The sequence below is a fragment of the Stenotrophomonas sp. YJH_SMC_119 genome, from assembly GCF_059368315.1.
Genome location: NZ_JCAFRP010000001.1, coordinates 921,653 through 936,934, shown reverse-complemented (window position 1 = coordinate 936,934; position 15,282 = coordinate 921,653). Strand labels below are relative to the sequence as shown.

At 66.9% G+C, this 15,282-nt stretch carries 15 protein-coding genes; 9 read left to right on the top strand and 6 right to left on the bottom strand.

The genetic code is table 11. From position 1 onward, the window contains the following. Positions 1 to 130: integrase core domain-containing protein (locus AC5P6S_RS04245; RefSeq protein WP_141097864.1), on the top strand; the 130-nt coding region annotated here is incomplete at its 5' end. A gap of 87 nt (positions 131 to 217) precedes the next feature. Here AC5P6S_RS04245 and AC5P6S_RS04240 read toward each other — a convergent pair. Continuing rightward, a complete protein-coding gene (locus tag AC5P6S_RS04240) occupies positions 218 to 622 on the bottom strand; it encodes a hypothetical protein (RefSeq protein WP_044570892.1) in 405 nt (134 codons plus the stop codon). A 170-nt stretch (positions 623 to 792) separates the two neighbouring features. On the opposite strand from AC5P6S_RS04240, the gene AC5P6S_RS04235 reads away from it, so the two are divergent. Continuing rightward, positions 793 to 2,823, top strand: coding sequence for a M3 family metallopeptidase (locus tag AC5P6S_RS04235; RefSeq protein ID WP_235643494.1), 2,031 nt, complete (start codon positions 793 to 795; stop codon positions 2,821 to 2,823). Positions 2,824 to 2,926: 103 nt separating this feature from the next. Here the strand turns inward: AC5P6S_RS04235 and AC5P6S_RS04230 are convergent, their stop codons facing one another. From AC5P6S_RS04230 to AC5P6S_RS04220, 3 genes are all read right to left on the bottom strand, one after another. Beyond that, a complete protein-coding gene (locus AC5P6S_RS04230) occupies positions 2,927 to 3,730 on the bottom strand; it encodes an SDR family oxidoreductase (RefSeq protein WP_060380788.1) in 804 nt (267 codons plus the stop codon). Beyond that, positions 3,727 to 4,293 (bottom strand): DUF1415 domain-containing protein, encoded by a 567-nt coding sequence (locus AC5P6S_RS04225; RefSeq protein ID WP_005414530.1) that lies wholly within the window; start codon positions 4,291 to 4,293, stop codon positions 3,727 to 3,729. The genes AC5P6S_RS04230 and AC5P6S_RS04225 overlap by 4 nt, the downstream gene beginning before the upstream one ends. Positions 4,294 to 4,394: 101 nt before the next feature. Continuing rightward, positions 4,395 to 4,877 (bottom strand): YajQ family cyclic di-GMP-binding protein, encoded by a 483-nt coding sequence (locus AC5P6S_RS04220; protein ID WP_005411107.1) that lies wholly within the window; start codon positions 4,875 to 4,877, stop codon positions 4,395 to 4,397. Between the two features lie 126 nt (positions 4,878 to 5,003). Between AC5P6S_RS04220 and AC5P6S_RS04215 the strand changes: the two genes are divergently transcribed. The 3 genes from AC5P6S_RS04215 to AC5P6S_RS04205 all read left to right on the top strand — a co-directional run bounded on the left by AC5P6S_RS04215 (position 5,004) and on the right by AC5P6S_RS04205 (position 7,795). Next, the gene (locus AC5P6S_RS04215; RefSeq protein WP_005411106.1) at positions 5,004 to 5,900 is read left to right on the top strand and encodes a DMT family transporter; all 897 of its coding nucleotides are present in this window, start codon (positions 5,004 to 5,006) and stop codon (positions 5,898 to 5,900) included. 201 nt (positions 5,901 to 6,101) lie between these two features. Further along, complete coding sequence (locus AC5P6S_RS04210; RefSeq protein WP_005411105.1) at positions 6,102 to 7,109, top strand: methionine ABC transporter ATP-binding protein; 1,008 nt, start codon at positions 6,102 to 6,104, stop codon at positions 7,107 to 7,109. Then, positions 7,106 to 7,795, top strand: coding sequence for a methionine ABC transporter permease (locus AC5P6S_RS04205; RefSeq protein ID WP_005411104.1), 690 nt, complete (start codon positions 7,106 to 7,108; stop codon positions 7,793 to 7,795). The genes AC5P6S_RS04210 and AC5P6S_RS04205 overlap by 4 nt, the downstream gene beginning before the upstream one ends. 70 nt (positions 7,796 to 7,865) lie before the next feature. Here AC5P6S_RS04205 and AC5P6S_RS04200 read toward each other — a convergent pair whose 3' ends face one another. Continuing rightward, positions 7,866 to 8,468: a lipocalin family protein gene (locus tag AC5P6S_RS04200; RefSeq protein ID WP_005411103.1), complete on the bottom strand. Its 603-nt coding sequence runs from the start codon at positions 8,466 to 8,468 to the stop codon at positions 7,866 to 7,868. Positions 8,469 to 8,596: 128 nt separating this feature from the next. Between AC5P6S_RS04200 and AC5P6S_RS04195 the strand changes: the two genes are divergently transcribed. Continuing rightward, positions 8,597 to 8,923 (top strand): hypothetical protein, encoded by a 327-nt coding sequence (locus tag AC5P6S_RS04195; protein WP_024957062.1) that lies wholly within the window; start codon positions 8,597 to 8,599, stop codon positions 8,921 to 8,923. A 69-nt stretch (positions 8,924 to 8,992) separates the two neighbouring features. After that, positions 8,993 to 11,089, top strand: coding sequence for a prolyl oligopeptidase family serine peptidase (locus tag AC5P6S_RS04190; RefSeq protein ID WP_099527902.1), 2,097 nt, complete (start codon positions 8,993 to 8,995; stop codon positions 11,087 to 11,089). Between the two features lie 127 nt (positions 11,090 to 11,216). Here AC5P6S_RS04190 and AC5P6S_RS04185 read toward each other — a convergent pair whose 3' ends face one another. Beyond that, the gene (locus tag AC5P6S_RS04185; RefSeq protein ID WP_172798044.1) at positions 11,217 to 12,410 is read right to left on the bottom strand and encodes a pyridoxal phosphate-dependent aminotransferase; all 1,194 of its coding nucleotides are present in this window, start codon (positions 12,408 to 12,410) and stop codon (positions 11,217 to 11,219) included. Between the two features lie 220 nt (positions 12,411 to 12,630). Here AC5P6S_RS04185 and AC5P6S_RS04180 point away from each other — a divergent pair, with 220 nt between their 5' ends. Then, complete coding sequence (locus tag AC5P6S_RS04180; RefSeq protein WP_005414524.1) at positions 12,631 to 14,742, top strand: S9 family peptidase; 2,112 nt, start codon at positions 12,631 to 12,633, stop codon at positions 14,740 to 14,742. Positions 14,743 to 14,796: 54 nt separating this feature from the next. Next, a complete protein-coding gene (locus AC5P6S_RS04175) occupies positions 14,797 to 15,222 on the top strand; it encodes a YbaN family protein (RefSeq protein WP_005414523.1) in 426 nt (141 codons plus the stop codon). The last annotated feature ends 60 nt before the right edge of the window (positions 15,223 to 15,282 follow it).

The following is a 15,282-nucleotide window of genomic DNA, read 5'->3' as shown; positions in this document are numbered from 1 at the left end:
GGACCAGCGCAATTCCGTGCTGACCCAATGGCTGCACCACTACAACTGGCACCGCCCTCACATGGGGATCGGTGGCCAGCCACCTATTTCCAGAGTCCTGCTGAACAACGTGGTGGGTTTACACAGTTAGTCGACTGCTCCAGGTTCAGGTCACGAAAATCCCGCGCTGCGCGCGAAAGTCGACTAACAGTCGACTCTACCCGGTCGCCGGGGCGGCTCAATATCCCGCTGCAGTGAACGCGTCCAGCACCGCGTCGCGCAGTGCATCGGGCAAGGCCTCGATGTCCATCGCGCGATCATCCAGATGCAGGCTCGGGTCCAGGATGCTCGCTCGGCCCTGGGCCAGCGCCTGCAGCCACAGCAGCACGCAGATCACGAACTCGCGCTCATGGCCCAGCCGCAGTTGGCTGGCGCCGCGTTCGATCACCTCGAACGGGTACCACTCCTGGGCGTCGTTGAACGTGCCGCCCTGCTGCAGCACTGCCTGCAGTTGATGCAGGTGACGCTGGGCATCGTCGCCGGCATCGCACAATGCGGCGATCCAGGTCAGTTCGGCCGGGCTGGCGGACAATGCCAGTGACCGGGCCGGTGAGGCGGATGCAACTGCAGCCAGACCTTCCATGTAGGGCCTCGTTCGGTGCGTACCGCTGCGGACTCCCCCGCAGCCAGAGCTTCGGTGCGCGACCGTAAGGCCGACGTGAATGCCGGGCCGTGCCCCCTTGTCAGCCCCGCCTGCCAGCGCCATATCCTGCATGCTGCCCGCCTGCCGGGCCCGTACCCTGGAGATCTGCCGTGACCGTTGCCAACCCCCTGCTCGATTTTTCCGGCCTGCCGCGCTTCGAGGCCATCCGCCCCGAGCACGTGGCGCCGGCGCTGGACGTGCTGCTGGCCGAGGCCGAAGCCGCCGTCAGCGCCGCCGAGCAGGTGCAGCCGGTCACCTGGCAGACCTTCGTTGCCCCGCTGGATGACGCCACCGAGCGCCTATGGCGCGCCTGGGGTCTGGTCGGCCACCTGCAGGGCGTGGTCAACACCCCGGAACTGCGTGAGGCCTACAACAGCAACCTGCCGCGGGTGACCCGCTTCGCCAGCGCGCTGGGCCAGAACCTGGCGTTGTACCGGCAGTACCAGACGCTGGCCGCCAGTGCCGAGGCGGCGCGCTTCGACGCGGCCCAGCGCAAGGTGCTGGACAACACCCTGCGCGATTTCCGCCTCGGTGGTGCCGAGCTGGCGCCGGAGGCGCAGCAGCGCTTCGCGGCGATCAAGGAAGAACTGTCGGCGCTGTCGGCGAAGTTCTCGCAGAACGTGCTCGACGCTACCGATGCCTGGTCGCTGATCATCGAGGACGAAGCGCGGCTGAAGGGCCTGCCGGAAGACGTGAAGGCCGCCGCACATGCCGCAGCACAGAAGGACGGCAAGGCCGGCTGGAAACTGACCCTGCAGATGCCGTGCTACCTGCCGGTGCAGACCTGGGGTGAGGACCGCGACCTGCGCGAGATCCTGTACCGCGCCAGCGCACAGCGTGCGTCCGAATTCGGCGATGAGTCCCTGGACAACAGCGGCAACATCGATCGGATCCTCGCCCTGCGCGCTGAACTGGCCGCGCTGCTCGGCTTCGATTCGTATGGCGATTATTCGGTAGCGACCAAGATGGCGCAGGACCCGGCCGAAGTGCTGGGTTTCCTGCGTGACCTGGCCGCGCGCGCCAAGCCGTTCGCGGCCAGGGACCGGGCCGACCTGGAGCAGTTCGCACGCGAGCAGCTGGGCATCGACAGCCTGCAGGCCTGGGACCTGGCGTTCGCCGCCGACCGCCTGAAGCAGGCCCGTTACAGCTATTCCGAACAGGAAGTGAAGCAGTACTTCACCGAACCGAAGGTGCTGGGCGGCCTGTTCTCGGTGATCGAGCAGCTGTACGGCCTGCGCGTGCAGGAGGACAGCGCACCGGTGTGGCATGACGACGTGCGCTTCTTCCGTCTGGTCGATGCACAGGGCGCGCTGGTCGGCCAGTTCTATCTGGACCTGTATGCGCGCGAGGGCAAGCGTGGCGGCGCGTGGATGGACGATTGCCGTAACCGTCGCGTGCGCGCGGACGGCAGCGTGCAGACGCCGCTGGTCTACCTGGTGTGCAACTTCGGCTGCGGTGCCAATGGCAAGCCGGCCACCTTCAGCCACAACGAAGTGACCACGCTGTTCCATGAGATGGGCCATGGCCTGCACCAGCTGCTGACCCGCATCGGTGAGCTGGGCGTGGCCGGCATCAATGGCGTGGAATGGGATGCAGTGGAACTGCCCAGCCAGTTCATGGAGAACTTCTGCTGGGAGTGGGAGCACCTGCAGGCCATGACCGCGCACGTGGACACGGGCGAACCGCTGCCGCGCGCGCTGTACGAGCGCATGCTGGCCGCGCGCAACTTCCACAGCGGCATGGCCACGGTGCGCCAGCTTGAGTTCGGCCTGTTCGACATGCTGTTGCACAGCCAGTTCGAACCGGCGCAGGACAGCGTGCTGGCGCTGCTCGATCGCGTGCGTGCGGAGGTGGCGGTGAACCATCCGCCGGCCTGGAACCGCTTCCCGCACCAGTTCAGCCATATCTTCGCAGGCGGTTACGCCGCCGGTTACTACAGCTACAAGTGGGCCGAAGTGCTCAGTGCCGACGCCTATGCGGCGTTCGAGGAAGCGCCGCAGGCACTGGCCGAGACCGGTGCACGCTTCCGCGATGAGATCCTGTCGCGCGGTGGCAGCCGCCCGGCGGCGGAGAACTTCAAGGCCTTCCGTGGGCGCGCGCCGCAGATCGACGCGCTGCTGCGCCACTCGGGCATGGCGTAAACCGTTGTGGTGGGTGCCAACCCTGGTTGGCACTTCACCGCCATCCACGCATGGCGTGGATCTACCGGAATGCCGGCCAGCGGCCGGCACCACCGAAGACCCGTCATTCGGCGTAGATCATCTTCCGGGTCATGCCGCCGTCGACGATGAAGTCCTGGCCGGTGCTGAAACCGGACAGCGACGACAGCAGGTACACCGCCAGTGCACCGATATCTTCAGGGCGGCCGACCCGGCCGACCGGATGCTGTGCGTGGTCGATGGCCGAGTACTCTGGTTCATGGCGCCGTGAGGGTGCCTGCCACGCAGTGGTACCGACCCAGCCGGGGCTGATGCTGTTCACCCGCACCGCCGGGCCGGCGCTGATCGCCAGCGCATGGGTGAAGGCCACCAGGCCACCCTTGGCCGCCGCATAGGCCTCGCTGTGCGCTTCGGATTGCCAGGCGCGGGTGGAGGCGATGTTGATGATCGCGCCCGCAGCACTGTCCGTCAGCGCCGGCAGCGCGTGCTTGCTGCACAGGAAGGCGCCATGCAGCGACGACAGCCGGCGTTGCCATTCGTGCCAGTCCATGTCCTGCAGCCGCGTGCCGTGCGGCCCGGCGATGCCGGCATTGTTGACCAGCCCGTCGATGTGGCCGAAACGCTGCAGCGCCTCGGCGATGAAGTCGCGCACGCTGGCTTCGTTGGTGATGTCCAAACGCTGGAACGCGGCATCCTCACCGCGCTGCCATTCGTCCAGGCAGGCCTGGCCGGCCTCCCTGTCGAGGTCGCCGATCAGCACGCGTCCGCCGGCACCGAGCACGGCCTGGGCAATACCGCGACCGATGCCGTTGGCGCCGCCGGTGACCAGCACCACCTTGCCCGACAGTGGCGCGGCCGGCCATGCGGCAATCGGCGGCACCGTGCTCACGTCAGGTCTTCGCCGCGCAGGCGACGACGCCAGCCGTCCACGCCGATGCGGTCCAGGGTCTGGATGTTGCGCTCGACGATCACGTCCGGGTCCGGATACACATCCACCGCGCGCGCCACGCTGTCTTCGCGCAGCAGGTGCAGGGTGGGGAAGGGCGCGCGGTTGGTGTAGTTGCTGGCGTCGTCGGCGGCCACGCCCTCGAACTGGTAATCCGGATGGAAGCTGGCCACCTGCAGGATCCCCTGCAGGTCCAGTGCCTCGATCGCCGCATCGGCGTTGTCGAGGAAGTCGTTGTAGTCGAGGAAATCGGTCAGCACCTGCGGATGCACGATCAGCGTCGTGTCGATCTGCTCGGCCGGCGTGTCGCGCAGCAGCACCAGCTCCTCGGCCAGCTGTTCAACCAGCGCTTCTGTCGTGGTCGCATCGCTGAGCACGATGCGGACCTGGTCCTTCACGTATACCGCCTTGGCGAACGGGCACAGGTTCAGGCCGATGACGATGCGCTCCAGCCACAGGCGGGTGGCGGCGATCGGGTCATCGGTGGACAGGTCGGAATCGGTCATGGCGGGCACGTCGGCTGGCGGGGCCGACATTGTAGGCGCGTCGCTGGCAACGCGCCGTCGTACCTGTCGGTGGCAGCGCCGGGCGATGCCCGGCAGGTGGCTCAGTCGCGGAAATTGTTGAACTGCAGCGGCAGCTCGAACTTGCCGGCCTTGAGCACGGCGATGGCGTCCTGCAGGTCATCGCGCTTCTTGCCCTGCACGCGCAGCTTGTCGCCGTTGATCTGGCTTTCCACCTTCAGCTTGGCGTCCTTCAGGGCCGCCGCGATCTTCTTGGCGATCTTCTGCTCGATGCCCTGCTTGACGGTGATCTTCTGCCGGGCCTGGGCCAGGTTGGTCTCGATGTCGCCGAACTCCAGGCTGAGCACGTCGATGCCGCGCGCGGCCAGGCGAGCACGCAGGATGTCGTTCATCTGCTTGAGCTGGAATTCGGTCGGCGCGAACTGATTGATGACATCGCCGTCGCGCTCGAACTTTGCGTCCACGCCCTTGAAGTCGAAGCGGGTGGCCAGTTCGCGGTTGGCCTGGTCGATGGCGTTGGTCAGCTCGTGGGTGTCGACTTCGGACACGACGTCGAAGGAAGGCATGGGCGATGCTCCGCAGGTTTCAGTGGCGATCATTCTATCGTGCCGGCCCGCGTGCCCGCTTTCTGTGGAGCCCGGCCCATGCTCGGCGGCCGCCCTACAATCCGGTGCGGTCGGCGATAATGGGCCATGAACGTGCAACGCTCCCCTTCGCGTGCGGTGGCCTGGATGGTCGCTGCGGTCGCCTGTTTCTCGCTGATGGACGCTGGCATGAAGCAGCTGTCGGCCAGCTATCCGACCCTGGAAGTGACTTTCCTGCGTGGTGCGGCCTCGTTGCCGTTCGTGCTGGTGTGGGTGCTGGTCAGTGCCGGCCCACGTTCGCTGGTGCCGCGGCGCTGGGGCCTGCACCTGCTGCGTGGCGCGTTGGGCATGGCGATGATCGGCTGCTTCGTGTTCGCCCTGCGCGACCTGCCGCTGTCCACCGCCTACACCATCTACTTCGTTGCCCCGCTGCTGATCGCCGCGCTGTCGGTGCCGTTGCTGGGCGAGCGGGTCGGGCCGCGGCGCTGGGTCGCCATCGGCATTGGCCTGGTGGGCGTGCTGGTGGTGCTGCGGCCGGGCGTGGATGGCTTCATTTCGGTGCCCGGCCTGATGGTGCTGGCGGCGGCAACGGCCTATGCCGTGGCGGCGATCACGGTCAGCCTGCTGACCCGCACCGATACCTCGCAGTCGATGGTGGTCTGGTTCCTGGTGATCATGGCCATCGGCGCCGGCCTGCTCGCCATTCCCGGCTGGGTACCGCTGCAGCTGGCACACGCGCCTTTGATTGCCGGCATGGGCCTGGCCGGGGCGCTGGGCCAGATTGCCCTGACCAAGGCCTTCCAGCTGGGCGAGGCCTCGATGATCGCGCCGCTGGAGTACAGCGGCCTGGTCTGGGTGATCGGCTGGGATCTGGCCTTCTGGGGCCAGCTGCCGGACGGCTATACCTGGGTGGGCGCGGCGATCATCGTCGCCTCGGGGCTGTACCTGCTGCATCGCGAGCGGGTAAACCGGCAGGAACCGCCGAAGCCGCTGGATCATCCCTGAGCCCGGGGGTAGTGCCGGCCGCTGGCCGGCAACCCCTTGCGCCGGAGGGACCGCTGCAGGTGCCGGCCAGCGGCCGGCACTACCGGGGACAGTTTCTTAGAACCAAAAGGAATAACATTCTGGGCCATGGCGCGGGCGCGCGACCGCCTGCGCTGGTAGGCTGCACGCCCCCTTCCGTCACCCAGCCGGTGAGCCACGCCCGTGATCGAGTTCCAGCGCCTGCACAAATCCTATGCCGTTGCCGGCCGCGAAGTCAGCGCGCTGCAACCGTTGGACCTGACCATCGAGGCCGGTGAGGTGTTCGGCATCATCGGCCATTCCGGCGCCGGCAAGTCGACACTTATCCGCATGATCAACCGCCTGGAAGAACCCAGTGGTGGCCGGCTGCTGATCGGCGGTGAGGATGTCACCGCGCTGGACGCGGACGGCCTGCGCGCGCTGCGCCGGCGCATCGGCATGATCTTCCAGCACTTCAACCTGCTGTCCTCGCGCACGGTGGCCGGCAATGTCGCCTTCCCACTGGAACTGGCCGGCACGCCGAAGACGGAGATCGACGCGCGCGTGGCCGAGCTGCTGCAGACTGTGGGCCTCGAAGCGCATGCGCAGAAGTATCCGGCGCAGCTGTCCGGTGGCCAGAAACAGCGCGTCGGCATCGCCCGCGCGCTGGCGACCCGCCCGCAGATCCTGCTGTGCGACGAGGCCACCAGTGCGCTCGACCCGCAGACCACCGCTTCGGTGCTGTCGCTGCTGTCGAAGATCAATCGCGAGCTGGGCCTGACCATCGTGCTGATCACCCACGAGATGGACGTGATCCGCCGTGTCTGCGACCGCGTTGCGGTGCTCGATGCCGGCCAGATGGTCGAAACCGGTCCGGTCACCCGGGTGTTCCTGCACCCGCAGCACCCGACCACGCGCCGTTTCGTCAGCGAATCGGAGCATGTGGACGAGGGCACGCTGCACCGCGATTTCGATGCCGTCGGTGGCCGCATCGTGCGCCTGACCTTCCTCGGTGGCGACACCTACGAACCCCTGCTCGGCCGCGTCGCGCGCGAGACCGGGGTTGACTACAACATCCTGTCCGGTCGCATCGACCGGATCAAGGACACCCCGTATGGCCAGCTGGTGGTCGCCCTGGTGGGCGGCGACCAGTCCGCCGCGCAGGCCGCATTCGTGGCCGCCGGCGTGCATGTTGAGGAGCTGCGTCGATGATCATCGCTACTGCCGGCGGATTCTTCCGCCACCTGGACGCGGGCAAGTGGGCCGACATCGGCCAGGCCACCATCGACACCCTGCTGATGCTGCTCGGTTCGCTGCCGCTGACCCTGGCCATCGGCCTGCCGCTGGGCGTGCTGCTGTACCTGTTCGGCGCACCGCAGATGAAGCGCCGGCCATTTGCGTACGGCGTGCTGGCGCTGGTGGTGAACCTGCTGCGTTCAGTGCCCTTCATCATCCTGATGATCGTGCTGATCCCGGTCACCCTGTTCCTGATGGGGACGTCGCTGGGTGTACGCGGTGCGATCGTGCCGCTGGTCATCGGTGCCGCGCCGTTCTACGCGCGCCTGGTCGAGACCGCACTGCGCGAAGTGGACCGTGGCGTGATCGAAGCGACCCAGGCGATGGGAGCCACCACCTGGCAGCTGGTCACCCGCGTGCTGCTGCCGGAAGCGCGCCCGGGCCTGATCGCTGGCGCAACGGTCACCACCGTCGCGCTGATCGGCTTCACCGCGATGGGCGGTGCGATCGGCTCCGGTGGCCTTGGCGACCTGGCCTTCCGCGACGGCTACCAGCGCTCGCACACCGACGTGGCGCTGGTCACCGTGGTCCTGCTGCTGATCCTGGTGCAGCTGCTGCAGATGCTTGGCGACCGCCTGGTCGCGCATTACAGCCGCAGATAACAGAATGCCGGGCGGCGCCCGGCATCTCGTTCGGGTAGTGCCGGCCGCTGGCCGGCAATCCCACGTGCGGTCAACGCACGTTCGGTACTTCGTAACCCAGCTTCCCGACCTGCTCCGGGTGCTGCGGCACGCGCTTGAGCTTGTCGGTGTTCACCCCGTACTCGTCACGCAGGCGTTCGGCCAGCTCCTTGTACAGGGCTTTGTCCATGTCCGGCGTACGCGAGAAGATCCAGGCCATCTCGCGGCCCGGGTAACCGATCAGTGCCCACGAGTAATCCGGTGCCACTTCCAGCACCCGCGAATGGGTAGGCACGACGCGGTAGAACCAGGTGCGCCAGCCGTGGTTGCCGCTGTCCGGGTCGACGCTGGCGCGGGCACGCACTTCCTGCAGCGGTTCGCCGAAGCCATCACGGTAGCGGTAGGTGATGCCGACCTTGTGCTCGTCGCGCAGTTCGTAGTCGTTGACGCTGGCCACATGGCCACGTTCGATGAAGTTCGGCACGCGGCCGATCACGTACCAAGTGCCCATGAAGCGCTTCAGGTCGATCGGCGCATCCGGGTCGGTCGCGCGCGGGGTGCTGGCGCGGGGCGATGGCGGCTCACTGGCGGCCACGGCGGGGCCCGCCAGGGACAGGGCCAACAGCATGGCGCAGAGCGGGCGGATCGAAGTCATGCGGGAGCGGGCTCAGAAGGGCTTTGCCTGAGCATGGTCGACTGAGCGTGCGCGATCCGTCAATGGTGTCGCAACCTGTGAGAAGGGCCTTGCCCAAGCTGTGTTGCATTGTCCACCGGAGAAGCCCCATGAACGCACGTTCCGTCCGCCGCCCTGCAACTGAACGCGTCATCATTGAACGCGCCGATCCGCGCCTGCTGCGCAGCGTGCAGCAGGTGGCCCTGGCCGGCCTGGCGCTGGTACTGGTCTGGCCAGCCGCGCGCGGCAGCAACGCCTGGCTGGGCTGGCTGCCGATGTGGCTGGTGGGCATGCCGCTGGTGGCCTGGTGGGCGCTGCTGCGCTTCCCTGTGCCGCGCCTGTCGTGGCTGCGGCTGGCCCGTCGCACCGGTGGACAGGCACATCGTCGCACCGCCGGGACGCCCCGCCGTCGCCGCCGCGCTACGGCCACGGCCTGACCTTCGACACGGGGGCGGCTGCAGCGATCCATGCTAGCGTTCCACGGCTTATGACTGCCTGGAGCTGCAATGTCTCGACTCGCTTCCGCCTGCCTGCTGGCTGGCATGATGACCGCTGCCTCGGTGGGGACCGCCGTGGCTGCTGAAGACACCGATCGCTACGCCTGGCTGGAGGACGTCACCGGCGACAAGCCGCTGTCCTGGGTCAAGGAACAGAACGCCAAGTCCGAGGCGCGCCTGGCGCAGACCCCGGCCTTCAGGCAGATGGAGACCAGCATCCGCGAGGTGCTCGACTCCGATGCCAAGATTCCCGCCGTGCAGAAGATCGGCGACTACTATTACAACTTCTGGAAGGACCAGCAGCACGAGCGTGGCCTGTGGCGCCGCACCACGCTGGCCGAGTACCGCAAGGCCTCGCCGCAGTGGGAGACCGTGCTTGACCTCGATGCCCTGAACAAGGCCGAGGGCGAGAACTGGGTCTGGCACGGCGCCGACTGCCTGCGCCCGGATTACAGCCGCTGCCTGATCGCGCTGTCGCGCGGTGGTGCCGACGCCGACGTGACCCGCGAGTTCGACCTGGCCAACAAGACCTGGATCAAGGACGGCTTCTTCCGTCCGGAGTCGAAGGGCGGCCTGAACTGGATCGATCGCGACACCGTATTCGTCTACACCGACTTCGGTGCCGGCTCGATGACCACCTCCGGCTACCCGCGCGTGGCCAAGCTGTGGAAGCGTGGTACGCCGATGGCCTCCGCCAGCGTAGTGTATGAAGGCAAGCCGGAAGACATGTACATCGCGGCGATGCACGATGACACCCCGGGCTTCGAGCGCAACCTGGTCAGCCGCACGCTGGCGTTCTACAACAACGAGATCTACCTGCGTGGCGACGATGGCACGCTGACCAAGATCGATGCGCCGAACTCGGCCGAGAAGGGCCTGCACAAGCAGTGGCTGACCCTGGAGCTGCGTGATCCGTGGACCGTGGGTGGCAAGACCTATGCGTCCGGTTCTCTGCTGGCGACCAGGCTGGATGACTTCCTGGCCGGCAAGCGTGAGTTCGACGTGCTGTTCACCCCGACCGCGACCACCTCGCTGGCCAGCGCCACCTGGACCAAGAGCCACCTGGTGCTGAACGTGCTGGATGACGTCAAGAACCGCCTGTCGGTGCTGACCCCGGGCGCCAATGGCTGGCAGACCAGCCGCTTCGTCGGCGCGCCGGCCTTCGGCACGCTGGGCGTGGCTGCGGTCGACAGCAACGACAGCGACGCGGTGTGGCTGACCGCCACCGACTACCTGACCCCGACCACCCTGGCGCTGGCCGAGATCGGGCAGGCCCCGGAAACGCTGAAGACCATGCCGGCCTTCTTCGATGCCAAGGGCAAGGTGATCGAGCAGCACTTCGCCACCAGCAAGGACGGCACCCGCGTGCCGTACTTCGTGGTGCACGACAAGGCGATGAAGCTGGACGGTTCCAACCCGACCCTGCTGTACGGTTACGGTGGTTTCGAGATCTCGCTGACCCCGGGCTACTCCGGTGGCATGGGCCGCGCCTGGCTGGAGAAGGGCGGCGTGTACGTGGTTGCCAACATCCGTGGCGGCGGCGAATACGGCCCACGCTGGCACCAGGCGGCGCTGAAGCAGAACCGCCACAAGGCCTATGAAGACATGGCCGCAGTGGCACGCGATCTGGTCAAGCGCAAGATCACCAGCGCCAGGCACCTGGGCGTGCAGGGCGGCAGCAACGGTGGCCTGCTGACCGGCAACATGCTGACCCAGTACCCGGAACTGTTCGGTGCGGTGGTGGTGCAGGTGCCGCTGCTGGACATGAAGCGCTACAGCCATCTGCTGGCCGGTGCCTCGTGGATGGCCGAGTACGGCAACCCGGATACCAGCGACTGGGCGTTCATCAAGACCTTCTCGCCGTACCACCTGTTCGACGCGAAGAAGAAGTACCCGCCGGTGCTGTTCACCACCTCCACCCGCGATGACCGCGTGCACCCGGGCCACGCCCGCAAGATGGCGGCGAAGATGATCGACGCCGGCAAGGACGTGACCTACTACGAGAACATCGAAGGTGGCCACGGCGGTGCAGCCAACAACGCGCAGGCCGCACACATGTCGGCGCTGGCCTACAGCTTCCTGTGGGAGCGGTTGGGCGGTAAGTAAGCAGACAGGCAGAACGGAAAACGCCGCCCCAGGGCGGCGTTTTTCTTTATCCGCTAGTGCCGGCCGCTGGCCGGCAACCGCATCATTCACGCATTCCCGGGTTGCCGGCCAGCGGCCGGCACTACCGTCAACGTGATCCCTGCCAGCGCTGCAACCCACGCGCGATCCGTGCCACCGCCTCCTGCAACCGCGGCACTTCCTGGGTATAGGCCAGGCGCACGTGCTGGTTGGCGCGATGGAAGCCGAAATCCAGCCCGGGCGTGAATGCCACGTGCTCGGTTTCCAGGAAGTGGGCGCAGAACGCCTGTGCGTCATCGGTGAATGCGCTGACATCGGCGTACAGGTAGAACGCACCCTGCGGCTCGACTTCGATGCGGAAGCCCAGCTCGCGCAGCGCGGGCAGCAGGAAGTCGCGGCGCTGGCGGAACGCTTCGCGACGCTGCTCGAAGATCGCCATCGACTCCGCGCTGAAGCAGGCGAGCGCGGCATGCTGGGCGATGCTCGACGCGCTGATGTACAGGTTCTGCGCGAGTTTCTCCAGGTCCGGCACGGCTGCTGGCGGTGCCACCAGCCAGCCCAGCCGCCAACCGGTCATGCCGAAGTATTTGGAAAAGCTGTTCAGCACGAATGCGCTGTCATCCACCTGCAGCACGCTGGGTGCATCCAGGCCATAGGTGAGGCCGTGGTAGATCTCGTCCACCACCAGGTGACCACCGCGCGCGTGCAGGGTCTTCGACAGGGCGGCCAGTTCGTCGGCGGAGAGCACGGTGCCGGTCGGGTTGGCCGGTGAGGCAACCAGCGCGCCGACGCTGTCGGCATTCCAATGCTGTTCCACCAGCGACGGTGTGAGCTGGTAGGCAGTGTCCGGGCCGACCGGCACCAGCTGTGCGCCGCCTTCAACGAGGCGCAGGAAGTGGCGGTTGCACGGATAACCAGGGTCGGCCAGCAGCCAGTGGCGGCCGGGATCGACCAGCAGGCTGCTGGCCAGCAGCAGCGCACCGGAGCCGCCGGGGGTGACCAGGATGCGTTCGGGGTCGACGTCCAGCCCGTAGTGGCTGCGATAGAAGCCGCTGATCGCCTGGCGCAGGGCGGGCAGGCCACGTGCGGCGGTGTAGCGGGTATGGCCGGCGGCCAATGCGGCCTGGCCGGCACGCACGATCGGTTCGGCGGTGGTGAAGTCCGGTTCGCCGATTTCCAGGTGGATCACGTCGTGGCCGGCCTGTTCCAGCGCCTGCGCGCGGGCCAGCAGGGACATCACGTGGAACGGAGCGATTTCATGGCTGCGCCGGCTGTAGCCCGGCGTATGGGGCAGGGTACTCATGCAGCCCATGGTACGCCGCGTACCGGGGTCACGCGCTCTGGCAGTGCCGGCCGCTGGCCGGCAACCGACCCACCCGCAGGCCGTGAGGGTGCCGGCCAGCGGCCGGCACTACCGGCAGGCATGGCCACCATGACGTTCCGCAGGGTTGCCCACCGTCCTTCCGCAACCCAGACTCGGGCGCAAGGACGCCATTGCATTGCCCCTCAAGGAGCCCTATCTCATGAAATCCACCCTCTGCCTGTTGCTTGCCAGCCTGATGACCACCACTGCCACCGCCGCCACTCCGCCCGTTCCGCCGGATGCCGCCAAGCATCCGCATGTGGTCAAGGCGCCGTTCGGCGCGACCCGCAACGATGACTATTACTGGCTGCGCGACGACAAGCGCGGGAACAAGGACATGCTGGCCTACCTGCAGGCCGAGAATGCCTATGCCGACCAGCTGCTGGCGCCGCTGAAGCCGCTGGAAGACACCCTGTACAAGGAGATCGTCGGCCGCATCAAGCAGGACGATTCCAGCGTGCCGGCGCGCGAGCGTGGCTACTGGTACTACAGCCGCTTCGAAACCGGCCAGGACTACCCGATCCACGCACGCCGCAAGGGCAGCATGGAGGCCGCCGAGGAAATCCTGCTGGACGTCAACGCGATGGCTGCCGGCAAGGGCTATTTCAGCGTCGGCTCGATGGAAGTCAGCCAGGACAACCAGCTGCTGGCCTGGGCCGATGATGATGTCGGCCGCCGCCAGTACACCATCCGCTTCAAGGACCTGGCCACCGGCAAGGTGCTGCCCGATGTGATCACCGGCAGCTCGGGCGACCTGGTCTGGGCCGACGACAACCGCACCGTGCTGTACGTCGAGAACGATCCGGAAACGTTGCTGACCGTGCGCGTGAAGAAGCACGTGCTGGGCACCCCGGCCAGCGCCGACACCGTCGTCTACGAAGAGAAGGACGACAGCTTCTACATGGGCATCGGCCGCACCCGCGACGATCGCTTCATCACCATCGGCGTGCACAGCACCGTGTCCTCGGAAGAGCGTTACGCGCCGGCCAGCGACCCGACCCACTTCACCGTGCTGGCGCCGCGCCAGCGCGATGTCGAGTACGACGCCGACCACTACGATGGCCGCTGGGTGATCCGTACCAATGACGGTGCGAAGAATTTCAAGCTGGTCACCGCACCGACCGATGCGACCTCGCGTGCGCAGTGGAAGGACTGGATCGCGCACGACGATGCGGTGTTCATCGAAGGCTTCGAACTGTTCGATGGCTACACCGCCATCGCCGAACGCTCCGAGGGCCTGGAACGCATCCGCCTGCTGTTCAAGGATGGCCGCAGCGACTACGTGAAGGCCGACGAGCCGGCGTACTCGATGGGCCTGGGCGACAACACCGAGGCTGATACGCCCTGGTTGCGCTACGTCTACACCTCGATGACCACCCCCACCACCGTGTTCGAACTGAACACCGCCACCGGTGAGCGCCGCCAGCTGAAGGTGCAGCCGGTGATCGGCTATGACGCGTCGAAGTACGAAACCGACCGCGTCTGGATCACCGCGCGCGATGGCGTGAAGGTGCCGGTGTCGCTGGTCTACCGCAAGGGCTACCAGAAGGATGGCAAGGGCGCGTTGTTCCAGTACGCCTATGGCAGCTACGGCATGTCGATGGATCCGTACTTCAACCAGACCGCGGTGAGCCTGCTCGACCGCGGCGTGGTGTATGCCATCGCCCACATCCGCGGTGGCCAGGAAATGGGCCGCGACTGGTACGAGAACGGCAAGCTGCTGCACAAGCAGAACACCTTCAACGACTTCATCGACGTCACCCGTGGCCTGGTGGCACAGGGCTGGGCGGCGAAGGATCGCGTGGCGGCATCCGGGGGCAGTGCCGGTGGCCTGCTGATGGGCGCGGTGGCCAACCAGGCGCCGCAGGACTACCGCGTGATGGTGGCCCAGGTGCCGTTCGTCGACGTGGTGACTACCATGCTCGACCCGACCATTCCGTTGACCACCAACGAGTACGACGAGTGGGGCAACCCGGAGCAGAAGCAGTTCTACGACTACATGCTGTCCTACTCGCCCTACGACAACGTCAGCAAGCAGGCCTATCCGGCGCTGTTCGTGGGCACCGGCCTGTGGGATTCGCAGGTGCAGTACTGGGAACCGGCCAAGTGGGTGGCCAAGCTGCGTGACGACAACACCGGCCACTACCCGATCCTGTTCCGCACCAACATGGAAGCCGGCCACGGCGGTAAGTCGGGGCGCTTCCAGCGTTACCGCGAGCTGTCCGAGTCGTACGCATTCGTGCTGCAGCAGCTGGGCATCGCCCAGCCGTGATCGCGACAGGGTGCCGGGCACTGCCTGGCACCCTGAACCGGTATCCTTGCGGCCATGAGCGCGCCAGATCCTTCCGTCCCTCGCGATGCCACCACGCCTCCGCGCGTGGTGCGTTTCCGCTGGGCGTGGTGGCTGCTGGCCTATGTCAGCCTCGGCACCGGCATCGTCGGCATCTTCGTGCCGGGCCTGCCGACCACCGTATTCATCCTGATTTCGGCCTGGGCCGCCTCGCGTGGCTCCGAACGCCTGCACAACTGGCTGCTGCAGCATCCACGCTTCGGCCCGGCCATCGCCAACTGGCAGGCACACGGGGCGGTCAGCCGCTACGGCAAGTGGATGGCCACGATCACCATGGCGGTATGCGCCGGCATCATGCTCTGGTGCGTGCCGATTGCCTGGGTGAAGTGGTTCTCGATCGGCAGCATGACCGTGGTGGCGATCTGGCTGTGGACCCGGCCACTGCCGCCCCCCGCGGATTGAGCACCTGCGGTAGTGCCGGCCGCTGGCCGGCAACCCGATCCCCTGCACCAACCGCTCAGC